The following is a 21,073-nucleotide window of genomic DNA, read 5'->3' on the forward strand; positions in this document are numbered from 1 at the left end:
ATGATTTATAAGATACCGCGTAAATGCATCAGCATATCCTCGGTGATTCTGGCCAGGTCGTATTCTTCTTTCCACTTCCACTGTTCTCTGGCCATGCTGTCATCAATGGTGGCGGTCCAGGATTCAGCTATTTTCTGCCTGAAATCCGGCTCATAGTCGATCGTAAATTCCGGAATGTGTTTGGTTATCTCTGCGGCGATCTCCTGAGGTGAAAAACTTACCCCGGATAAATTATAACTGGAGCGAACCTGAATGGATTCAGATGGCGCCTCCATGAGCTCAATGGTCGCTCGAATCGCATCAGGCATGTAGATCATCGGCAGGGTGGTATCCTCTGCCAGGAAACAGGTGTACTTCTGATCTTTAAGCGCATGATGGAAAATCTCCACAGCATAATCGGTCGTTCCGCCTGATGGGATAGACTGGTATCCGATGATACCCGGATAACGCAATGACCGCACGTCCACACCATACTTCAGATGGTAATAGTTGCTCAGTAATTCTCCGCTTTGTTTTGAAATTCCGTATACGGTTTCAGGCATCATAGCCGTATGCTGCGGTGTGTTCAGGCGAGGTGTCGTTTTGCCGAAAACGGCAATGGTAGAAGGATAGAAGATTTTATCAATGCGTTTTTCTCTGGCCAGTTCAAGAATGGTAAGGTAACCGTTGAGATTGACATTCCACGTTTTCATGGGATTCCACTCACCATTCGCGGAGAGGATGGCGGCTAGATGATAGATCTGGGATATCTCAAAATCGTCTACGATCTCGCCGAGCCGCTGTGCATTCAGAATATCCAAACCGACAAATGGCCCATCACTATTTCCCGGATGTTTAATGTCGGATTCAATGACCCGGTCTATACCATAAATACTCCGTAATTCCTGTACCAGCACGGTTCCGATCTGGCCGGAAGCGCCCGTGACTAAAATTCGTTCTCGCTTTGTCATCCGTTAAGGCTTATTCAGAGCAAATAAACCGAATTTCTATATGTTTTAATAATCTAACCGGGGCTCATTGGAAAGTCCTGGATGAAGTCATATTCTGTTCCCGAATCCTGCTTCTTCGCATCCAGATGCAGGAGGTATGCATGCTGTCCATTGGTAACCAGGCAATAGGGGACCTCGAAATGTAAATTGTATTTGAATACCTGGTCGAACACTCGCTGGGACAGGACGGTCTCAGGTTCCTTGCACTCGGCGATCAGCCAGGGCTTGAAGTCGTCATTCAGCAACATCAGGTCAAATCGCCGTGTCTGGCCGTATAGTTTAAACTGCTTCTCAACAGCGATGCGATTGCGGCTGATGGCACAGGTTTGTATCAAATACTGGATCAACAGTTGACGCACCCACTCTTCCGGCGTCAGTACGACAAACTTGCGTCTTACCGGATCCCAGATGGTGGTTTTCTGATCTTGTTTACGGGTTTGGAGATAACCATGGTACGAACTAAGGTGTACTTTTAGCGGCCGCACCGGTTATTTTTTTATGCCACCACTGATCTTCTCCCCGTCCTTGTATTCGTATTCTACCGTAACGTTACCATTTTCATCGTAATAGCGGTAAAAGCCGTTTTGTAAGCCTTTACTGAATTCGATTTCCTTCAGGACCTTGCCGTTGTTGTAATATTCCTTGTAGACACCTTCCAGTTTGCCATGGTCGTAGTTGGCTTCTTTAAGAATCCGGCCATACTGGTATTCCCAGTAGGGGCCATGCAGCTCATCCTGTTCGTAATTGGCTTTGAGATCGATCTGTTCACTGTTGTTGAATTTCAGATAAGGACCATCTTTAAGGCCATTGATGTAACTGGTCATAGACGTGATGCGGCCATCCCGTTCGTTGAAGGTAATCCACAAACCATGTTTTTTCCCACTTTCCAGATAGCCGGTCTCGATGACTTTGCCGGTATCGTGTTTTTTGACTACCCGTTGAATGTTGGAATTGGGAATAGCATACACTTCATAACCCTCCACGATCATGTTTGGACCTTGTTTGGGTTGGTTGCAGGCCAGAAATAGTCCGATGGCGAGTAGACTGATTACCTTGGTTTTCATTGATAATTTGATTTTTACCACGCGAAATTAAAGGTTTCACTTAAAAATCACCAATGATCCATTTTTTAATATTTCGATTGGTCGACTCTCAGCAGTTTCCTAATTTTGCGGCCCGGTCATTTTTATGTGACCTGATCCAGAATTCATTGTCAATTTAGAAATTCCGGAAATAATGGATATTCAAATCGAGGGATTGACCAAATATTATGGTCCGCAAAAAGCCGTTGACTCCATATCCTTCTCGGTAAAAACAGGTGAGATCCTTGGATTTCTTGGTCCAAACGGGGCAGGGAAGACCACGACCATGAAGATGATAACCCAATACCTGTCCCTGGATGAAGGAGACATCCGTCTGGGGGGCCAATCGGTCAAGGATCAGAACCTAAAGAGATTCATCGGTTATCTTCCTGAACACAATCCCCTCTATCACGAAATGCCGGTCTACGATTACCTGGCTTATTGTGCTGCATTGCAGGATGTGCCGAAGGATAAGATAAATGACCGCGTGCGGCAGATGATTAAGGTGTGTGGTCTTAATGTTGAAAAACACAAGAACATCGGAGAACTCTCCAAAGGGTTCCGCCAACGTGTGGGGCTTGCCCAGGCTATGATCCATGACCCGGAGATCCTGATCCTGGACGAACCTACCACCGGACTGGACCCGAACCAGATCGTCGAAATACGTGACCTCATCAGGCATCTTGGTAAAGAAAAGACTGTGATCCTGTCCACGCATATTTTGCCTGAGGTTGAGGCAACCTGCGACCGTATCCTGATCATAAACCGGGGGAAGATCGTTGCAGATGGCACTGCAAATACCCTAAGGTCCCAGGCCCAGGGAAATCACATCACCCGGACCCGGATCAAAGGCGCTGCGGCAGACTCAGCTTTCCAGGCCCTGCAGGCCTTGCCCATGGTCCGCAAAGTGAATCTGGAGGACAAGGCACAGGCCCGTTTTGTTGTGGAGAGCAATCAGGATGCAAATGAAGCCATCTTCGAGCTTTGTGTCAAACAGGGATGGATCTTGCTCGAGCTGACCCCGCTGGAAACAAAATTGGAAGATATCTTCCGCGATTTAACCATGAACTAATCCTAAACCAAGAGCCCTTATGGATAAAGTTTGGATCATCGCAAAACGCGAACTCAACTCTTTTTTTGATTCATTGGTGGCCTACCTTATCCTGGTTGCCTTCCTTGGATTCACCGGTTTTTTCACATGGCTGCAAGGTTCCGATGTTTTTTTCCGGAAGCAGGCCGATCTGCTGGCATTTTTTGAGACTGCCAAATGGACCCTTTTCTTTTTTATCCCGGCCATCACCATGCGTATGCTTGCTGAAGAAAAGAAAACGGGTACCATTGAATTGCTTTTGACCAAGGATGTTTCGGACCGGCAGGTGGTGCTGGGCAAATACCTCGGGTGTCTGCTGTTGGTTGTGATTGCCCTCTTGTTCACCATCCCGTATTATCTGACGGTAAGCCGGCTGGGTAACATCGACCACGGAGCAACCCTGAGTGGCTATCTCGGATTGGTCTTGCTGAGTTCAGCGTACATCGGGATAGGCTTATTTGCCAGTTCCATCACCAATAATCAGATTGTGGCATTTATCCTGGCGCTTGTGATCGGGATATTTTTCCAATTCATCTTTGATATGCTTTCAAACGGCACGACCGGGTTCATCGGTGAATTATTTAATACACTCAGTATGAACAATCACTTTGATTCCATAAAGCGTGGAGTACTTGATTCCAAAGATTTGATCTACTTCTTTTCAATCAGCGCCCTGGGAATCTTTTTTGCTGAATTGGCGATCAAAAACCGTTAAGCTCAAATTTCTGGACCATGAAGAAAAATGTGACCTTATCAGCATTGTTGATCGCCGGGATACTGATCATGATCAATATTTTGAGCAATCGGTATTTCTTGCGATTCGACATTACCAAAGAACGACAATATACCCTTAGTTCAGCCACGAAAAGTGTTCTGAAAGAACTGAAGGACCCGGTTACCGTGACGGCCTATTTCTCCAAGGACCTGCCTGCTGATATCCTCAAGACCAAGCAGGACTTTAAGGAAATGCTCGCGGAATATTCGACGCGTTCAAAGGGAAAATTAAACTACGAATTTATCGATCCGGCTGCTGATTCTGAACTGGAAGGAAAGCTGGCTCAGCAGGGGATCCAGCCCATCATGATCTCGGTGCGAGAGAAAGATCAGTCAAAACAACAGAAGGCTTACCTCGCAGCCGTGATTAAGTACGGTGAGCAGGAGGAAATATTGCCTTTCATCCAGCCTGGTTCCTCGATGGAATACGACCTCACCACCAATATCAAAAAAATGACCGTGGCGGATAAGCCATTTATCGGGATTATCCAGGGCGATGGTGAACCGGAGCTGCAGCAGTTAAGCCAGCTCTACCAGTCATTATCTGTCCAGTACAGCATCGAGACGATCAACCTGGCATCTGTCACTGAAATCGCCCCGAGATACCGGGCCGTATTGTGGATAAAACCCATGGACAGCATACCTCCCCAGCGTTTTGCCATGTTATCGGATTACCTGGACCATGGAGGACAATTGATCCTTGCTTATGATGCAGTGGAAGGTAACTTCCAAACGGCTCAGGGAGACCAGACCAATCAGGACATCACTGCCTGGCTGCAAACCCGCGGGGTCCAGGTGGAGCCTGCATTTGCGGTGGATGCGAATTGCGGTACCGTGACAGTGCAGCAAAACCAGGGATTCATGGTTATCAATACGCCGGTAAAATTCCCTTACCTTCCGATGATCCAATCCTTCAATGGCAGTCCTATTACGGAAGGCCTTGAGCAGGTGATGCTGCAGTTTGCAAGTCCGATCCGTTCTTCGGTGGATAGCAGCGGTAAATTCACTTCCATCCTCGAGACCTCCGAGCGGTCGGGTATCGAGCGCACACCGGTCTATTTTGATGTGAACCGTTCCTGGCAGGACAGTGACTTTCCGATGCATCAGCTGACGATTGGCGCTATGGTCCAGAACTTAAGAAATGGAATTTCTTCCCGTCTGGTGGTTTATACCGATGGAGACTTTGCTGTCAGCGGACAGCGGGGCACCATGCCGGATAATGTATCCCTTTTATCGAATACGGTCGATTATCTGTGCGATGACACCGGTCTGGTCAGTTTGCGGACCAAAGCGGTAGTGACGCGGCCGATCAAAGATCTGGACGACGGAACCCGTACCTTACTGAAATGGTTAAATTTTCTGTTGCCGATCCTGCTGATCATTATTTACGGGTTTATTCGCTCACAACGGCAGCGGTCTCTGCGGGTTAAACGCATGCAGGAAAATTTTGGATAGCTAATCGCCCAAATCTTCAGTCATGAATAATAAAAAGTTAGCGCTGGTCCTGGTAGCCCTGGTTGCAGTCTTCCTGATCGGCAGGCTCATCTCGGGCAAAGGAGAACGAAATTTTGATTCCAATTTGGTATCGGTAGATACAGCAAGTGTGGATAAGATCTCTATGACCGGGTCTCACGGTACGGTTATTCTTACACGCCATGGTAATGGCTGGAATGTAAGCGATGGCGCGGGAAAGGAAGTGCCGGCAGTGAAGAACATGGCTCAGGGCGTATTAAGTAACCTCCTTACCATCCAATCACAGCGGATCATTACATCCTCTCCAGACAAATGGCCGGATTACGAAGTAACTGACACGAGTGGAACGCACGTTGTGGCTTCCCATGGTGGGAAAACACTGGCAGACCTGATCATCGGACGGTTTGCCTTTAATCAGGCAACCCGTTCGGGTACCTCTTACATCAGGAAATCCGGCCAGGATGATGTACACGCCATCGACGGATTTTTAAGTATGAATTTCTCACGGGATTTCGACTCTTTCAGGGACAAATCCCTGGCTACCCTGACACCTGCAGACGTGAAAAATCTAAAATTGGAGAGCCGTAATGATATGCGTTCTGTCTCCATTGACAAGAATGCAGAAGGAAAGTGGATATCGGATGGAATGACTCTCGATTCCGCTACCGTGGCAAACTACCTTTCCGGGCTTCGCTTCCTCAATGGAACCACCTTTGACGATCATTTTACCCCTCAGGGCAAGGATCCTGTTTACACACTGGATGTCAGTACAAATACGCAATTGGAACCGCTGCAGATCACCTGTTTCGGTGGTGACGGTGCATCTCCTTTTGTGTTCCATTCTTCCCACAACCCGGATGCCTACTTTGCTTCTGACAGTAGTCAGCTGTATCAGACGGTTATCAGATCTTTCCTGGAAATGTTACCGCATGACCAATAAAGAAATTGGAAACAAATTCCAGGAGTTGGCCCAGCTGATGGAATTTCATGGCGAGAATCCATTCAAGATTCGCACCTACCAAAATGTTTATGCTACCCTACGCAAATTAAATGAAGAGGTAGGAAGATTGTCCCTCGACGAATTGCGGAAAATCAAAGGAATCGGTGACGCCGTAGCGGCCAAGATCCGTGAACTCGAGGATACCGGAGAAATGCGCACCCTGCGTAAATATGAAGATCAGACACCTGCAGGGATTCGCGAGATGTTGAGCATTCGCGGCTTGGGTCCCAAGAAAATACGCACTTTGTACGATCAGTTGCAGATCGAGTCGGTGGGAGAATTAAAATATGCTATCCTGGAGAACCGCTTGCTCGAATTACCTGGTTTCGGGGTGAAAACGCAGGAGGACATCCTGGCTAAACTCACCTATTTTCAGGAGGCAAAGGGACTATTCCGCCTTGCTTCTCTGGATGCCGTTGCAGATCGCCTCAATAGCAAACTGATTGCGGAAATTCCCGGAGGAACATTTGTTTATACAGGTGACTACCGCAGAAGGATGCCCGTATTGTCAGAGCTGGCCATTTTAGTTGCTCCAAGGGATTATCAGGCCCTGAAGGGCATTGGGGATCAAGTCTTCACTTCCTGGCAGGAAACTCCGGCAGGACTTCAAGCGATTTTTGATGAGATCTACCCGGTCAGGATAATCATGTCAGATCAGGCTGCCTGGGCGGGTGAGCTGGTTGAAACGACTGGTGGATCGATCTGGAAGGGCAGGGGAGTACCTGCGGGGAATTGGGATTCCGAAGAAGCTGTTTTCAAAGCGGCAAAGTTGCCTTTTTTACCTCCGGAATGCCGGGATCTGGATGAACAGTCGATCTTAAAATTTGATCCTGATACCCTGATAAAGAAACAGGACATCCGTGGAATGATCCATTTGCACACTACCTTCAGTGATGGTATCAACACGCTGGAAGAAATGGCTCAGGCTGCTGCCGATGCGGGGTTTGAATACCTCGTAGTCACCGATCACAGTAAAAGTGCAGTTTATGCGAATGGTTTGACGGTAGAACGGCTGGCATCTCAGTGGCAGGCCATTGATCGTTGGAATGCTTCCAATAGCCTGGTGATTCTAAAAGGCATTGAGTGCGATATTCTGGTGGATGGCAGTATGGATTATTCCCATGATATCATGACGCAGTTTGATGTTGTCATCGCCTCCATCCATGCACAATTGAAAATGGATGAGGAGAAGGCTACCCAAAGATTGATCCGAGCGATTGAACATCCATCGGTACACATACTGGGGCACCCCACTGGTCGATTGTTATTGTCCCGCTCAGGATATCCGGTGGACCATACTAAAATCATTGACGCCTGTGCGGCTAACCGGGTGAGTATAGAACTTAATGCCAATCCATTCCGCCTGGATCTGGACTGGACGTTTTTACCCTATGCCCGGGAGAAAGGGGTTAGGATCTCCATCAACCCTGATGCCCATAGTATCCGTGGTTACTCGGATCTGGATTACGGGATCATGGCAGCACGCAAAGGTGGACTGAACCGGTATGAATGTCTGAATGCCCTGTCCGGCGATGAATTTTTAAGTTATATCCGGCAGAAGTAGAAGACTCGCGTCCTGACAAGGTGACTTGTAAGGCCACAATCTGCATTCATGTATATTATTGTGAATCAATGTGTTAAGGCAAAATCTGTATGTTTGGCCATAACAAAGGCGATGGGAATTGATTTCCGGGAAGTCGATTTGCGCATTAGTTTCGTGGTATGAAATCGCAATAACAAGAAATACGTTAGCGAAGCGAGAGAAGAAGATAATAGAACTTGAAAATCACTTCGAACATAGCCTGAAAAGAAAGAAGGAGACTCAGGCAGGTTTCGTAAAACGCTGAGTCTCCTTCGAATCATGAAATCGGAAAAACCGCATTACTCAGAGAATCTGTAAATATAACGGTTTTATCCTGTTTCGAAAAGATTCAAGGTGCAAATTAAATTGGACAAAACCTTATCATTTGCAGATCATGAAATCAATCAAAAAAACTTCGGTAAAAGCAGATCCGGCCATCAGCTATCCGGTTTTAGGATTTCATCATGCCAATCTTCGTGAAGGATTCAAAGGGGATAAAGGTGTTCTTTCAATACCAGGCTTAATGCCGGATTTACACCATACGATTTCAATACTGATCACCAATGTAGTTCGGATCATCAAATCCAAAATAGGATTCGTGTTGGTCCAGTGAATTAGAATGTAGCAAAGGGGACTGGCAGATAGCCGCTAGGGTGATCCTCAAAAAACAATTTCTTTTAGCTCTCATATCCGGAATGGAAAGGTTTCTAGATAAAGTTCTAGGGACCTTTTCTCATTTCAGGGAGCGTGAATATAATTAAAATATCAATTGTTAACTCCTTATTAACAATTCTTGCTCAACGCTTAACGTTGAATAAGGGCATCAGGCATTAACTTTGCATGACATTCGTTGGTTAGAAGACATTTCATATGTAATTCTTTCCCAATATCTAATAAGTTCTATTTTTGTAACGTGAAAATCTAAAACCCTAGACAATGAAAAGTTTTGCATCAATTCTTTTTTTAGCTTTTGGTCTATTCATGGTTGCCTGCAAGAGTGACAGCTCTTCAGATGCTCGTGATCAGGCTCGTGAGGCATTGGAAAGCACAACTCCCGGCACAGCTGCAGCTGGTGAAGCAACACCAGTGACTACACCAGCAACTCCGGCGATTCCTGCTGGCCCTACCACGAATATTCAGTGGATGGAAGACGAGTTTGATTTCGGTACTGTTCAGGAAGGTGAAGTGGTAACCCACGTATTCAAATTCAAGAATACCGGTTCAGAGCCTTTGATCGTGACCGATGCCCGTTCAACTTGTGGTTGCACCGTACCTAAGAAGCCAACTGATCCGGTTGCTCCAGGTGAAACAGGTGAGATCTCTGTTGAATTCAACAGCCGTGGCAAATCCGGAACACAAAGCAAGCCGGTTACGATTACGGCTAACACCAATCCGGCACAGACCAAAGTCACCCTGAAAGGTGAGGTGGTTAAAAAAGAAGGATAATACAATATAACATTGAAAGAAAATGCCCGTGGTTCACACAACCACGGGCATTTTTTATATGTTCGCTCAGGTAAATGAAGCAATAGTGGTCCGGAAGTTTTTCTCTTTGGTGAAGATAAGCCATACCGTCTTTGCACTCCCATTTGCATTGGTTGGTTTCTTCCTGGGTTTTCAGGATGTCTCCGGTGGGTTTCCCTGGAAATTATTGGCACTAGTACTGGTCTGTATGGTGACAGCGCGCAATTCTGCCATGGCCTTTAACCGGTGGGCTGATCAGGAATTTGATGCTCAAAATCCACGGACGAAGAGCCGAGAGTTACCATCCGGTATTTTGTCCAGGAAATCCGTCGTATGGTTCATTGCCCTGAATGTAGTACTGTTTGTAACTGCGACCTATTTTATCAATACCTGGTGCTTCATTCTTTCACCGGTAGCCCTCGCGGTCATACTGGGATACAGCTACATGAAGCGTATCACGCCGCTGTCTCATTTTGTGCTTGGCACAGGATTAGGGTTGGCTCCCGTTGGTGCCTACCTCGCGGTTACCGGACATTTTGCTACCTGGCCGGTCTTGTTGGGCATGGTTGTTCTATTGTGGGTATCCGGCTTTGACATCATTTATGCCCTGCAGGACGAAGAAATCGATAAATCCCTGCAGCTTAAATCGTTACCGGCATGGCTGGGAAAAGATAAAGCACTCGGATATGCCCGACTCATCCATTTGCTTTCTGCCACTATCCTGATGATCACCGGTTATTTTATGGTACGGGTTTATCCTTCACTATTCCTCCTGTTCTGGTTTGGAGTGTGCCTCTTTATCTTCATGCTGATCTACCAGCACCGCATCATCAACAAATATGGGCTGGACAAAGTGAATCTGGCTTTTTTTACGTTTAACGGGATCGCAAGTGTCGTTTTTGGGACCCTTGTTATCTTGGACTTCTATATCTGACCAGGAACGAGTTCATTTTTTCAAAGGCATGGGTTCTGTGGCTAATGGCTTGTTTTTCTGAAGAGGTCATCTCTCCGAAAGTTTTATCGTAACCGTTAGGCTGAAAGATCGGGTCGTATCCGAAGCCGTGCGTGCCCTGGGGACTGGTGAGTATATTGCCAATACACAGACCTTCAAACATGTATATTTCTTCAGGAGACATCACCAGTGCCAGAATGGTCCTGAATCGGGCTTTGCGGTTGGTTTCGTCTCCTAATTGAGTTAGCACCTTCTGGACGTTTTCTTTATCGGTGGCATCCTCTCCGGCATAGCGGGCTGAATGGACACCCGGAGCTCCATGCAATGCCGCGATTTCCAGACCGGTATCCTCTGAAAAACAGGCCCGGTTAAACTGATCGTAAACCGTTTTGGCTTTCATCAATGCATTCTCTTCCAGGTTGTAGCCTGATTCGATGATAGGAGTATGGTAATCCAACTCCGCAAGACTTTGGATTTTAATGTATGATGGAACAATAGCCTGAATTTCTCGGACTTTGTTAGGATTATGTGTAGCAAATATTAAACGCATCAGCCTTTATTCTATAAACATCATTCGTAATGCATCCCAAAGCATCTTTTTGTGAGATGCGTTACCTTCAATTTGTCCAATTGCATGGGTAAAGATAATATGCTTTTGATGGATCCCTAACCACTGGTAGAGTTGAAAATCCATATTCACGGCAAGCAGCTTATCTCCAGCTACCCAAAGATGGCTCCAGGGCACAAACGCTTCCAGGTCGGTCCAGGATATCGTTTTTCCATCGAATAGAGGGAATATACGGACATCCCGTGCGATATCAAAGTCAATGGCTTTGAGAATTTTGCCAATAAATGCATCATATTTTGCCCAATCTTGTCCTGTAACGAGGACAAACAATCCCTTTTGTCCTTCGCCTAATGGGGAAATTAATTCCGGTTTCGATTCAGAAAGGGAATAAATTGGTACTGAAAATGCATTATTCATGAAATTTTATTTTGATCACAGCTTGATAATACAGGTTATATATTAAAAAAACCTGTAATTGTAACGGATTGAAATGTAAAGTGATTATTTGTAAATTTAACCAAAACAAGCCCTATGGCCTATCAGTTCAATGTAAATAAAACCAAACATTCGCGGTTACCTGCCGTTGATTTCAAAAATATTCCCTTTGGAAGGGTGTTTTCAGACCATATGTTTGAAGCCGATTATATCGATGGCGCATGGACCAACCTGAACATCCGTCCCGTTGAGGCTTTAGCCATCCACCCGGCCAATCTGGCTCTGCATTATGGCCAGTCCATCTTTGAAGGTATGAAGGCTTTTGCCGATCATGAAGGCCACCCGGTCCTGTTCAGACCTGAAATGCATGCCAAGCGTATGAATGCTTCCGCGGCAAGGATGTCCATGCCCGATATCCCTGAAGATCTGTTCTTACAGGCTTTGGATGCACTGGTGTCTCTGGAACGCGATTGGATCCCTACGGAAGCAGGCAGCTCTCTGTACTTACGGCCACTCATGTTTGCCACCGATGAATATATTGGTGTGGCGGCATCACAAACCTATAAATTCCTGATCCTGGCGTTACCGGTAGGACCGTATTATTCCAAACCGGTCAAGCTGATTGTAGAAGATCATTTTGTCCGTGCGGTCGTCGGTGGTACCGGAGAAGCAAAGACAGCAGGCAATTATGCCGCTTCGCTACTGCCGGCCAGGCTGGCCCGCGAGAAAGGTTATGATCAGGTGATGTGGATGGATGCCCATGAGTTTAAATACATCCAGGAAGTAGGCACGATGAATTTGTTCTTTGTATTCAAAGACAAGATCGTTACCCCGGCTACTGACGGAGCGATATTGAAAGGGATAACCAGAAATAGCTTCATTCATATCCTCAAGGATTGGGGATATAAGGTGGAAGAGCGGCCTATCTCCATCCATGAAGTTGCCGATGCCTACCGCACTGGTAACCTGGTGGAGATCTTTGGCTCTGGAACCGCTGCGGTTGCTTCCCAGGTTAGTTTACTGACCTTCGGAGACATGGATATGCATTTTGATGAGTCCAACTGGGAAATGTCCTTAAAACTGAAGCATACCCTGGAACAAATTCGTCATGGGTTGGTAGATGATAAATTTGGTTGGGTGGTACCCATCGCGCATCCGGTTGAAATGGCGTAGATCAAGACGTCTTCACATAAATGAAACAGGCTTGCCGCATCCCGGTAAGCCTGTTTTATTTTAGAGCCATCGATCAAAACGGTGCTCTTCGGATTTTAAGTTTTCCGGCTATTAATTGGCTTTATTGCCCGTGATGGGGAACGAGCCGTAATCACTCAGGATACTCCCTTTTAAACTTTGGTCCGTATCGAAGGTACCTTCCAGCCGGATTGGTGAACCATCATACGTTAACCTGGCTTTGATCATTCTGTCGGAGATTTCTAGGCTTTCCACCGGCATGACCCCAAGTGAAGAAGACATTTTCGCTTTCCAGCTTTCACCTTCTTTCATTAAATTCAAAGTGCCCTGGATAGTTCCCATTGGCGTATTTGACACCGTATAGCTCCAATCACCGGATGGATCAAATGTCTTGGGAGCGCTGGCCATTTTCGAACTGCTGCAAGATGAGATAACCAGGGTAGCCAGGAGTCCCAAAAAGCTGATGCGAATGAATTGAGCGATCATAATTCTGTCTTTTTATTTAGCAAAAAAAAAGGGTTTCCCAAAATTAGGAAACCCCGATATGAATCTGATGATTTTCTGTATGAAGTATCAGTCTACAAAGACGATCTTTTGTGTTACGACACCTTGCTGGAAACGCAGACGAAGTAAATAGGTTCCTGCCGGAAGGTTACCGCGGTCGAATTCCAGTGAGTTGGTGTTCAGTCCACTTTGGCGATGGATCTCCATACCTGCCAGGTTGTAAATCCCGGCCTCAAGGATCGGCTTTTCATAGCTGGTCTGGATACGGAACTCATGGGATGCAGGGTTAGGAGAAATGCGCAATTGTACATCCTGACTGGTGATGAGGTCAATCGAGGAAGTGGCACTCAATCCCAGGACAGCGACAGCACGCGGGGCGTAATAAGCCATAATGGTATCGATGTAGCTACGTCCTTTCTCGGGGGACATATCCGGGTTGGAAAGTAACCCTACAGTATGGAAACTACAGGTTGGTGGTGGGGTTGATCCGCAGAACGGACTTGCTACCTGTGACCAGTATTCGGCACTCCACCAGCTCCAGGGAGAACTATCTTCCGGAAGACGGCCTATCAGCGGACACAAACCTTCCAGTCCGTCGTTACGGCTGTTGATGACCTCCGTGATCGGATCGTCGATGTTGGCATCGATCATAGCCTGGTTGTTGCCCAGTTCATTGGCTTTCTGTATGGTCAGGTAACTTCCCTGAACTTCCACCACTTGTTCGCCTGTGGTAGGTACGATCAATATTTGCTCCTTATAAGGGGCGAATGGATCTGTCGGAACCTGTACACCAATCATCGGCGGGTCACCGGCATCAAGCCAGGAAGTATCACCCAAAGCTCCTCCTACGTTCACGCAGAGGTCGAAGTCACTGCTGTAACCTTCAAAATTAGGAATACAGAAGGTATCCAGACCACCACTTGCATTGGGTAGAAGTCCATAGGATGTTCCCCAGATGTCACCGTTGATCGGCTCAATGACCATCGGGTCAGGCAAACCGTCGCCGGTAACATCTGATCCAATGAATTTAGGGATCAGGACATCGGTATATTTGTCCAATGTAGCAGCGGCCAGGGTAATGTAACCACCGGTACCAATACCCCACAGTACAATGCGGGAAGTGTCAATACCGTAGGGATTGCCGTTTTCGTAACTGGCACGGAAAAAGCGGATGGCCGTACGGGCGTCCTGCACACCGCGATACGCGGCATTGATCAGGGTGTTGGTACGTGCTTCCTGGGTAGCTGCCAGGGGATTCCACCCCAGACGGTAGTCGCAGGATGCGGCAACATAACCCATTTTTGCCAACCGGGTGGCAATCTCCACGTCAGCCGAGTCGGTCTTAACACCTGTCACGCCACCATTCAGCCCCTGGGGCAGAAAGTTGCCGGTGTGGAAGATCAGGACCAGAGGACGCTCGGTGATGGTATCACCGGCAGGAGCATAAATGTCCATGGTCAGTGGCTGCAGCACCGGCTTGCCAACCGTTGCATAAAACAATACCGTATAGTTGGCACCGTAGGGTGCATCTTTTGCAATATTCACCGATTCAAACACAGGCGCCAGATAGCGCTGCGCGTTGACCTGGCTGGTGAAAACCAGGCACAACAATGCAAGAACAGGAGTAAAAAATTTAAAATTCATATACCTAGAGTTTTTAAGCTTTTTGAGATACCGCATCGATGAAAGACTTCATCCTTGCAATTATAGCAAATTAATTTTTCTTGTTTTCATAGAGAAACGAAATATATGCAAGTCTTCCGATACGTGGGCCACCATAAGTTTGGAATTGCTTATTATTCAGAAGGTTAGATGCTCCAACCTTTATTGTTAAATCCTGTTTTGGGATCGACCAGTTGACTTGCGCATCCAGGAGATCGTAACTCGGTATGATTCCGGTGAACTGAGGTGATCCTTCAAAGACAAAACCCTGGATCCACTTGTAGTTGATGTTGAAGCCGAAGTTCTTCAGGCTCCCGTTACCGATCTTCCAGATCACATCCCGGCCTGAAAAACCAATGTTGTATTTATGCTCAGGGGTATTGAAAGCCGGAATGATCGGGTCGTCTTCAAATGTCTTGTTAAGCCGGTTCCACGAATAATTTCCATTGATGGCGAAGTAATTGGAGAAATAATAATTCATGCCGATGTTGGCTCCCTGCGTAGTCACCTGATTGGTTGAATTTGCCGCATACCGGTAGGCTTCGATCCGTGAAGGAAGTCCGGAATTAGGATCAAACTGGGCATCAAGGCCGATGTTGAAGCCCAAAAAGTCATTGTAAATGCTGTAATAATATCCGGCATCCAGGTAGACTTTATTCCATAGGGTAGTGCGGTAACCAAATTCAGCCGTCTTGACCTTTTCCGGCCGGACAGGGTCAATATTAAAATAAACCAATTCATTCAGGTCGAGTTTTTTGCGGTATTCGCTGAATGAGTTGAGAGTGATGAGATTCTCGACTCCGTTCAGGTTGCCTGCCAGTGTTGCTCTTCCCACATCTAGATTCAGATATTGATCGGTCAGCGTGGGATTCCGGATGGCCGATGAGAAACTGATCCGCAAGTAATTATTCGCCCTTGGTTTATAGACGATGGAAGCTGCCGGGGAAAACAGGTAATCAAAGTTTTGATTTTTATCCATCCGGATGGTCGCACTCAGAGTCCAGGTGTTGTCATTCCAGCGCTTCTCAGCTCCAGTGTATATGCCATATTCAAAATTGGTGATCTTGACATTTGCCGTATCGTAAAATATGGTTCCCTTGGATTGGGGGGTATACAGCCTGGCATTCGCACCCACAACCCATTTATCAACCCAGGTAGGCGTGAAGTCGTATTCCCCATGGATATGATACAGGGCGGATCGGTCATAAAATCGGGTGCCACCTTCCTCGGTATTCGAAAGGCTGGTGGTTATTTCCCGGAAGGCTTCCTCAAATTCCGGTGTGCCGGGGCGTAGAAAATTGCCATTGGCGGTAGGCAGTGCCGGATTTTTGGTATTGGCATAATTTTCCGATCGGGAGTGCCAGGTAACCAGGGTGTCGTGGTATTGGGTGAGCCAGGCATCGGCTGCGGCCTGGTCGAATGCAAAGCTGAATGTACCATCCGGGTTGATGATGGTCTGCAGCTTGGGATACCCCAGCTCGTTAGCTTTTTTCTCAAAATTGTTGCGGTAAAATAGGATGTAGTCGGAGGCCCAGTCAAAATTATTCTTGGCGCGATCCTGGAGCCGAAGCGCCGTAAAATAGGGATCGTAGGAGTCGCCGGCATCATCTTCAGTGAAGTAAGCCCGTATAAAGTATTTATCTCGTTTCCTTAGTTCCAGACGCCCCTGAAAGAAGAGTATATTCTTGAGACTGAATCGATTGTCGCCCTGATAGACGGTGGTACCGTTACCGAAATTGCCGGACATGATCAACTCTGGTGATTCAGCTTCTTTCTGTGGTTGCAGACGCCAATGCAGGGCCGCGTTGGCTTTGATGTTACGGGTGTTGTAGTCGACGAGATCCTCTTCCCGGTAGCCGGTCCGGTACCATACGCCTAACCCCGGAAAGCGCCAGGGTGGCGCCGTGGAAAGATCCATGCCCGCCTGATATTCGTCACCGTATATATTAACCGCATCATAACGGCCGGGATTGTCGGTGGTGCTGATTGAGTTCGAGATCGGGTCGTAGTTATTGGCAAGCCAATCGTCGGCGCGGAGGTAAAAAAAGTTGAATTTGTAGCCAAAGACATCCTTACCTGCGCCGTTCTTAATGGCATCAGCCCAGCGGATGGCTCCTTCAAACAATGCCCTTTCTCCTCCCTTAACGGAAGCGGACAATCCTTTCTGATAAAATGGATCCTTGGTCGTCATGCTGATGACCCCATTGAAGGCATTCGGGCCATAAAAGGCCGAACTGGCACCCTGGATGAGATCGACTTTCAGGACGTCAAGGTCGCTGGTGCCCAGGAAGTTACCCAGCGAAAAATTGAGGCCGGGCGCCTGGTTGTCGACGCCGTCAATGATCTGCAGTGACCGTACCGGGCTGGTAGAATTGAATCCGCGGGTATTGATGATCTTAAATCCCAGACTTGCTGCTGTGAGATCAACTCCCTTCAGGGATCCCAGGCCATCGTAGAAGTTATCGGCGGGTGTCTGTTTGATGGCCAGCAGATCCATGGATTCTACCGTAAGTGGCGATGCTTTTTGTTTATCGGAGATGCGTTGACCGCGGACTTCCACAGTTGCCATCGTTAGACTTGTTTCTTCGAGCTCGATGGTGAATTTATCCATCAGCTCAGTAATTTCCAGATCCAGGGATTCATACCCGGTGTAGGAAATGGTCAGGGTAACCGGGATTGCATCAACCTTTAATTCAAAGGACCCATCGTAGTCCGCTGTAGTCCCGGTGGAGGTGCCTTTGATGATGATATTGGCTCCGATAAGTGGGTCTCCATTGGATTTGTCGTACACACCACCCTTGATGATCGCCTGTGCCGAAAGTAGTATTGGTAGCATCAAGCACCAAGCGATGTAACCTAGCTTCTTCATTAACCCGGAGTTTAAAACAAAATTTAAGGTAAACAAAATAAGCAAATTTTCATTTCATGGAATGTCAACCAAATTTTGCTATGCATAGGACGATCCGTACAACGCTGACCATTGTGCTGACCTTGTGGTTTGCGATTCTTTGGAGTCAAACCGGAATCATCCGGGGAAAGGTTGTAGATGCATACAGCCGGGATCCTATCCCTTTTGCTACCATCCAGGTGGTGGGTACCACCACGGGTGAAATATCCGACGAAAACGGTGACTTTGTGCTATCCAATCTTCAGCCTGGGGTCTATGATTTGAAGATCAGTTTTCTTGGCTACAAGGAGAAGTACATTTATCAACTCAAAGTCACAAATTCCCAACCTGCAATGGTAGAGGTGACCATGGAAGCAGCTACGGAAAATCTTCAGGAAGTGGTGGTACAAGCCAGTCCATTCAACAAAACAGAAGAAAGTCCGGTGTCCTTACGGACCATTGGTACCGAGGAGATCAAGCGGAGCCCGGGAGGTAACCGGGATATATCCCGCGTTATCCAAAGTTTGCCCGGGGTAACTTCAACAGTATCCTTCCGCAATGACCTGATCATCCGGGGAGGGGCACCCAATGAAAACCGGTTTTACCTTGATGGTGTTGAGGTGCCTAATATTAACCATTTCGCTACCCAGGGTGCATCGGGAGGACCGGCTGGCATCATCAACGTTGACTTTATCCGTGAGGTTGATTTTTATGCCAGTGCATTTCCGGCCACGGAAGGAAATGCTTTAAGCTCCATTTTTAACTTCAAACAAAAAGACGGCAGAAATGACCGGTTGGGACTTACCACCACGGTGGGAGCCAGTGACCTGGGACTTACTCTGGAAGGCCCGCTTGGGGATAAGACAACGTTCATTGCATCGGCACGAAGATCCTACCTGCAATTTTTGTTTCGTGCGCTGGACCTACCTTTCCTGCCGATCTATTCCGATTTTCAAACCAAGGTGAAGCATAAAATCGACGATAAAAATGAAATCTATTTCGTGGGTTTAGGAGCGATCGATGACTTTAAGCTGAACCTTGATGCCAACAAAACCGAGCAGCAACAATTTCTACTACAGGTCTTGCCGGTCCAGAAGCAGTGGAACTATACCAATGGTCTCGTCTACAAACATTTTGGAAAACGGGGCTTTTCAACATTTGTCCTTTCACGAAATATGTTGGATAACCAATTCGTGAAATACCGGGATAATGATGAAAGCAATGAAGACAATCTCATCATCCGGTACCACAGTCAGGAAATAGAGAACAAATTCCGGTTTGAACATACGACCCGGGCCGGTGACTGGAAATGGACCTACGGTAGTGGTCTGGAGTGGGTGAAATACAATAATCGCACCTTCAATAAAATCTTTACCAGCTCGGGGCCCGAAGACATCAATTATTCCAGTGACCTGCAGTTTGCCAAATACGCTTTCTTTACTCAGCTGTCCCGCAGTTGGAACAACGATCGAATCACCTTAAGTGGCGGCGCCCGGCTGGATGGCAATGGCTACAATGCCAGTATGCGCAATCCATTCCATCAGTTTTCACCGCGAATTGCCTTATCGGTAGGATTGACCAAATCGTTATTTTTTAATGCGAATACCGGTATCTATTATCAGTTGCCACCTTACACACTGATGGGATATCGTGAAAATGGAAACCTGGTAAATCAGCTACCAGGTAAATACATCCGCAACACCCATGCCGTCACCGGGTTGGAATACAACCTCAATGCACATACAAAAATTACACTTGAGGGCTTCTTCAAATGGTATTCGAACTATCCATTGCTGCTCAGGGATGGTATTTCACTGGCAAACATTGGTGGAGATTTTGGAATCATAGGCAACGAGCCGGCGCTACCGGAAAGCCAAGGGAAAAGTTATGGGTTGGAATTGTTATTGCAGCAACGCTTTTACAAAGGATGGTACGGTATTCTGGCTTACACCCTGGGTAAAAGTGAATTTACTAATGGAAATGGGAGCCTTGCACCTTCTTCCTGGGATGCACGACATATCATCAACCTGACAGGAGGAAAGAAATTTGCGGGCAACTGGGAAATGGGGATGCGCTGGCGCTTTCAATCCGGGATTCCCTACACGCCTTTCTCGGAAGCATCAAGCCTGGTTGAAAACTGGGACCGGAACAACAGCGGTATTTTTGATTACTCGAGGATCAATACCATGCGCTATAAAGCCATCAATACCCTGGACATTCGTCTGGATAAACAGTGGTTTTTCGCAAAATGGTCGTTAAACCTTTATCTGGATGTCCAGAATGTATTCGGCAATGCCGTAGGCCGGGATCAACTGATACTGGACCGGCCACTGGACGCAGATAATACGCCGATAGGACCTCCGATCATCATCAATCCGGACGCGCCTTTTGCTGAACAGCGTTACCGGGTCAAAACCATCAATGATGCCACCGGTCAGGTCTTGCCCACCATTGGCCTCGTCATCGGGATCTAGGCACCGGCATGTAGTTCGTGATCCCTGAGATAAATCAGCTTATACAGATCGAGCAGGATCATGGGTGCGTTAGGGTCCGAGTTAAGCTTAGCACGTATCACAGGTAGCAATCCATTCAACTGTCCGCTTAACCATCGTAATGCCCCTGGCTTGAATACAGCCTCCAGGGGAGTTGTCGGCAATTCATTCTGTTGATGCAGGCGATACAGGTTATCTAGTGACGATTCCAGTTTAGTAATTAAGACCGATTGGTTCTCGAGTCCAAGATGCACAATGGGATTGTCAAAGTGGCGGATGCGTACGCCCTGCCTGGCACACCGGTAAGCGAACAAAGAATCTTCGTGACCGTAACCGACCAGTGATTCATCCAATGGATTGGTTAAAAAATAGTTGCGCTGGACTACAAAATTGTTGGTCTTAAAGGTGCGGTATTCGTCCTGATTCCTTTTGTATGAGGGAATCTGTTCCTTAGCGTGGCCATACCTCCAGTGAAACCGCTTCTGTGGATCAGAGGGTGGTGATGTTGCGTAAACGGTTCCTCCATAAACAACGGTGGATGATGTGAGATCGTGCAGATAACGCCGGAGGAAGTCCGGATAACTGGGCATTACATCGACGTCCAGAAAAAGCAGATAGGGCATGGTGCTCTGTTGCGCCAGATGATTACGGATGGCCGACCTACCGATATTATGGGGTAATTGTTCATACCGGATCGTTGGGTCGTTTATCAAAAAATCATTTTGATCAAGCGTATCCTGACCGGAGCCATCGTCGGTGCAAATCAGCTCACAGGGCAGGTCATTTTCCTGGATTTCTTTCTGAAGGGCCAGGATCAAAGGACGTACCGGATATCGATATATTGGGATGCAAATACTAAGCATTGACCATAAGCTTCAACTAATATATACGATGCGTTGTTATTTTTGTGGTTTATAAAACCAGATTA

General features: G+C 47.1%; 19 protein-coding genes. 10 read left to right on the plus strand and 9 right to left on the minus strand.

Going from position 1 to position 21,073, the window contains the following annotated elements:
• Positions 1-5: 5 nt before the first annotated feature.
• The 3 genes from H6570_06680 to H6570_06690 are packed head-to-tail and all read right to left on the minus strand — an operon-like array spanning position 6 to position 2,053.
• Entirely contained in the window at positions 6-950 is a 945-nt protein-coding gene (locus tag H6570_06680; GenBank protein ID MCB9318948.1) for an NAD-dependent epimerase/dehydratase family protein, read from the minus strand.
• A gap of 53 nt (positions 951-1,003) precedes the next feature.
• Positions 1,004-1,474 carry a type I restriction enzyme HsdR N-terminal domain-containing protein gene (locus H6570_06685; GenBank protein ID MCB9318949.1) on the minus strand — a complete coding sequence of 157 codons (471 nt, stop codon included), beginning with the start codon at positions 1,472-1,474 and terminating at the stop codon, positions 1,004-1,006.
• A gap of 3 nt (positions 1,475-1,477) precedes the next feature.
• The gene (locus H6570_06690) at positions 1,478-2,053 is read right to left on the minus strand and encodes a hypothetical protein (GenBank protein MCB9318950.1); all 576 of its coding nucleotides are present in this window, start codon (positions 2,051-2,053) and stop codon (positions 1,478-1,480) included.
• Between the two features lie 172 nt (positions 2,054-2,225).
• Between H6570_06690 and H6570_06695 the strand changes: the two genes are divergently transcribed.
• The 8 genes from H6570_06695 (at position 2,226) to H6570_06730 (ending at position 10,388) form a co-directional block, all read left to right on the plus strand.
• Positions 2,226-3,143 carry an ATP-binding cassette domain-containing protein gene (locus tag H6570_06695; protein MCB9318951.1) on the plus strand — a complete coding sequence of 306 codons (918 nt, stop codon included), beginning with the start codon at positions 2,226-2,228 and terminating at the stop codon, positions 3,141-3,143.
• A gap of 19 nt (positions 3,144-3,162) precedes the next feature.
• A complete protein-coding gene (locus H6570_06700) occupies positions 3,163-3,876 on the plus strand; it encodes an ABC transporter permease subunit (protein MCB9318952.1) in 714 nt (237 codons plus the stop codon).
• Between the two features lie 17 nt (positions 3,877-3,893).
• Entirely contained in the window at positions 3,894-5,390 is a 1,497-nt protein-coding gene (locus H6570_06705) for a GldG family protein (GenBank protein ID MCB9318953.1), read from the plus strand.
• Between the two features lie 22 nt (positions 5,391-5,412).
• Positions 5,413-6,348 (plus strand): DUF4340 domain-containing protein, encoded by a 936-nt coding sequence (locus H6570_06710; GenBank protein ID MCB9318954.1) that lies wholly within the window; start codon positions 5,413-5,415, stop codon positions 6,346-6,348.
• Positions 6,338-7,972 carry a DNA polymerase/3'-5' exonuclease PolX gene (locus H6570_06715; protein ID MCB9318955.1) on the plus strand — a complete coding sequence of 545 codons (1,635 nt, stop codon included), beginning with the start codon at positions 6,338-6,340 and terminating at the stop codon, positions 7,970-7,972. The genes H6570_06710 and H6570_06715 overlap by 11 nt, the downstream gene beginning before the upstream one ends.
• 412 nt (positions 7,973-8,384) lie before the next feature.
• The gene (locus tag H6570_06720) at positions 8,385-8,603 is read left to right on the plus strand and encodes a hypothetical protein (protein ID MCB9318956.1); all 219 of its coding nucleotides are present in this window, start codon (positions 8,385-8,387) and stop codon (positions 8,601-8,603) included.
• 323 nt (positions 8,604-8,926) lie between these two features.
• Positions 8,927-9,436: a DUF1573 domain-containing protein gene (locus H6570_06725; GenBank protein MCB9318957.1), complete on the plus strand. Its 510-nt coding sequence runs from the start codon at positions 8,927-8,929 to the stop codon at positions 9,434-9,436.
• Positions 9,437-9,494: 58 nt separating this feature from the next.
• Positions 9,495-10,388 carry a UbiA family prenyltransferase gene (locus tag H6570_06730; protein MCB9318958.1) on the plus strand — a complete coding sequence of 298 codons (894 nt, stop codon included), beginning with the start codon at positions 9,495-9,497 and terminating at the stop codon, positions 10,386-10,388.
• Here the strand turns inward: H6570_06730 and rdgB are convergent.
• The gene (gene rdgB / locus H6570_06735; protein ID MCB9318959.1) at positions 10,366-10,956 is read right to left on the minus strand and encodes an RdgB/HAM1 family non-canonical purine NTP pyrophosphatase; all 591 of its coding nucleotides are present in this window, start codon (positions 10,954-10,956) and stop codon (positions 10,366-10,368) included. The genes H6570_06730 and rdgB overlap by 23 nt on opposite strands.
• A 6-nt stretch (positions 10,957-10,962) precedes the next feature.
• The gene (locus H6570_06740; protein ID MCB9318960.1) at positions 10,963-11,391 is read right to left on the minus strand and encodes a hypothetical protein; all 429 of its coding nucleotides are present in this window, start codon (positions 11,389-11,391) and stop codon (positions 10,963-10,965) included.
• 114 nt (positions 11,392-11,505) lie between these two features.
• Here H6570_06740 and H6570_06745 point away from each other — a divergent pair, with 114 nt between their 5' ends.
• On the plus strand, positions 11,506-12,582 hold the full coding sequence (locus H6570_06745) for a branched-chain amino acid aminotransferase (GenBank protein MCB9318961.1): 1,077 nt from the start codon (positions 11,506-11,508) through the stop codon (positions 12,580-12,582).
• Between the two features lie 111 nt (positions 12,583-12,693).
• Here H6570_06745 and H6570_06750 read toward each other — a convergent pair whose 3' ends face one another.
• The 3 genes from H6570_06750 to H6570_06760 all read right to left on the minus strand — a co-directional run bounded on the left by H6570_06750 (position 12,694) and on the right by H6570_06760 (position 17,635).
• Positions 12,694-13,086: a hypothetical protein gene (locus H6570_06750; GenBank protein ID MCB9318962.1), complete on the minus strand. Its 393-nt coding sequence runs from the start codon at positions 13,084-13,086 to the stop codon at positions 12,694-12,696.
• 87 nt (positions 13,087-13,173) lie between these two features.
• On the minus strand, positions 13,174-14,748 hold the full coding sequence (locus tag H6570_06755; protein MCB9318963.1) for a T9SS type A sorting domain-containing protein: 1,575 nt from the start codon (positions 14,746-14,748) through the stop codon (positions 13,174-13,176).
• 70 nt (positions 14,749-14,818) lie between these two features.
• Complete coding sequence (locus H6570_06760; protein MCB9318964.1) at positions 14,819-17,635, minus strand: TonB-dependent receptor; 2,817 nt, start codon at positions 17,633-17,635, stop codon at positions 14,819-14,821.
• Positions 17,636-17,715: 80 nt separating this feature from the next.
• On the opposite strand from H6570_06760, the gene H6570_06765 reads away from it, so the two are divergent.
• Positions 17,716-20,127, plus strand: a complete 2,412-nt coding sequence (locus H6570_06765) for a TonB-dependent receptor (GenBank protein MCB9318965.1) — start codon at positions 17,716-17,718, stop codon at positions 20,125-20,127.
• Here the strand turns inward: H6570_06765 and H6570_06770 are convergent.
• On the minus strand, positions 20,124-21,008 hold the full coding sequence (locus H6570_06770) for a glycosyltransferase (protein ID MCB9318966.1): 885 nt from the start codon (positions 21,006-21,008) through the stop codon (positions 20,124-20,126). The genes H6570_06765 and H6570_06770 overlap by 4 nt on opposite strands.
• Between the last annotated feature and the right edge of the window lie 65 nt (positions 21,009-21,073).

The sequence above is a fragment of the Lewinellaceae bacterium genome, from assembly GCA_020636135.1.
GTDB lineage: Bacteria > Bacteroidota > Bacteroidia > Chitinophagales > Saprospiraceae > JAGQXC01.

Excerpts from the sequence above, each read along its gene's own strand:
- H6570_06680 (MCB9318948.1), bottom strand. The coding sequence starts at position 950 with ATGACAAAGCGAGAACGAATTTTAGTCACGGGCGCTTCCGGCCAGATC.
- H6570_06690 (MCB9318950.1), bottom strand. The coding sequence starts at position 2,053 with ATGAAAACCAAGGTAATCAGTCTACTCGCCATCGGACTATTTCTGGCC.
- H6570_06695 (MCB9318951.1), top strand. The coding sequence starts at position 2,226 with ATGGATATTCAAATCGAGGGATTGACCAAATATTATGGTCCGCAAAAA.
- H6570_06700 (MCB9318952.1), top strand. The coding sequence starts at position 3,163 with ATGGATAAAGTTTGGATCATCGCAAAACGCGAACTCAACTCTTTTTTT.
- H6570_06705 (MCB9318953.1), top strand. The coding sequence starts at position 3,894 with ATGAAGAAAAATGTGACCTTATCAGCATTGTTGATCGCCGGGATACTG.
- H6570_06710 (MCB9318954.1), top strand. The coding sequence starts at position 5,413 with ATGAATAATAAAAAGTTAGCGCTGGTCCTGGTAGCCCTGGTTGCAGTC.
- H6570_06715 (MCB9318955.1), top strand. The coding sequence starts at position 6,338 with ATGACCAATAAAGAAATTGGAAACAAATTCCAGGAGTTGGCCCAGCTG.
- H6570_06720 (MCB9318956.1), top strand. The coding sequence starts at position 8,385 with ATGAAATCAATCAAAAAAACTTCGGTAAAAGCAGATCCGGCCATCAGC.
- H6570_06725 (MCB9318957.1), top strand. The coding sequence starts at position 8,927 with ATGAAAAGTTTTGCATCAATTCTTTTTTTAGCTTTTGGTCTATTCATG.
- H6570_06730 (MCB9318958.1), top strand. The coding sequence starts at position 9,495 with ATGTTCGCTCAGGTAAATGAAGCAATAGTGGTCCGGAAGTTTTTCTCT.
- rdgB (MCB9318959.1), bottom strand. The coding sequence starts at position 10,956 with ATGCGTTTAATATTTGCTACACATAATCCTAACAAAGTCCGAGAAATT.
- H6570_06740 (MCB9318960.1), bottom strand. The coding sequence starts at position 11,391 with ATGAATAATGCATTTTCAGTACCAATTTATTCCCTTTCTGAATCGAAA.
- H6570_06745 (MCB9318961.1), top strand. The coding sequence starts at position 11,506 with ATGGCCTATCAGTTCAATGTAAATAAAACCAAACATTCGCGGTTACCT.
- H6570_06750 (MCB9318962.1), bottom strand. The coding sequence starts at position 13,086 with ATGATCGCTCAATTCATTCGCATCAGCTTTTTGGGACTCCTGGCTACC.
- H6570_06755 (MCB9318963.1), bottom strand. The coding sequence starts at position 14,748 with ATGAATTTTAAATTTTTTACTCCTGTTCTTGCATTGTTGTGCCTGGTT.
- H6570_06760 (MCB9318964.1), bottom strand. The coding sequence starts at position 17,635 with ATGAAGAAGCTAGGTTACATCGCTTGGTGCTTGATGCTACCAATACTA.
- H6570_06765 (MCB9318965.1), top strand. The coding sequence starts at position 17,716 with ATGCATAGGACGATCCGTACAACGCTGACCATTGTGCTGACCTTGTGG.
- H6570_06770 (MCB9318966.1), bottom strand. The coding sequence starts at position 21,008 with ATGCTTAGTATTTGCATCCCAATATATCGATATCCGGTACGTCCTTTG.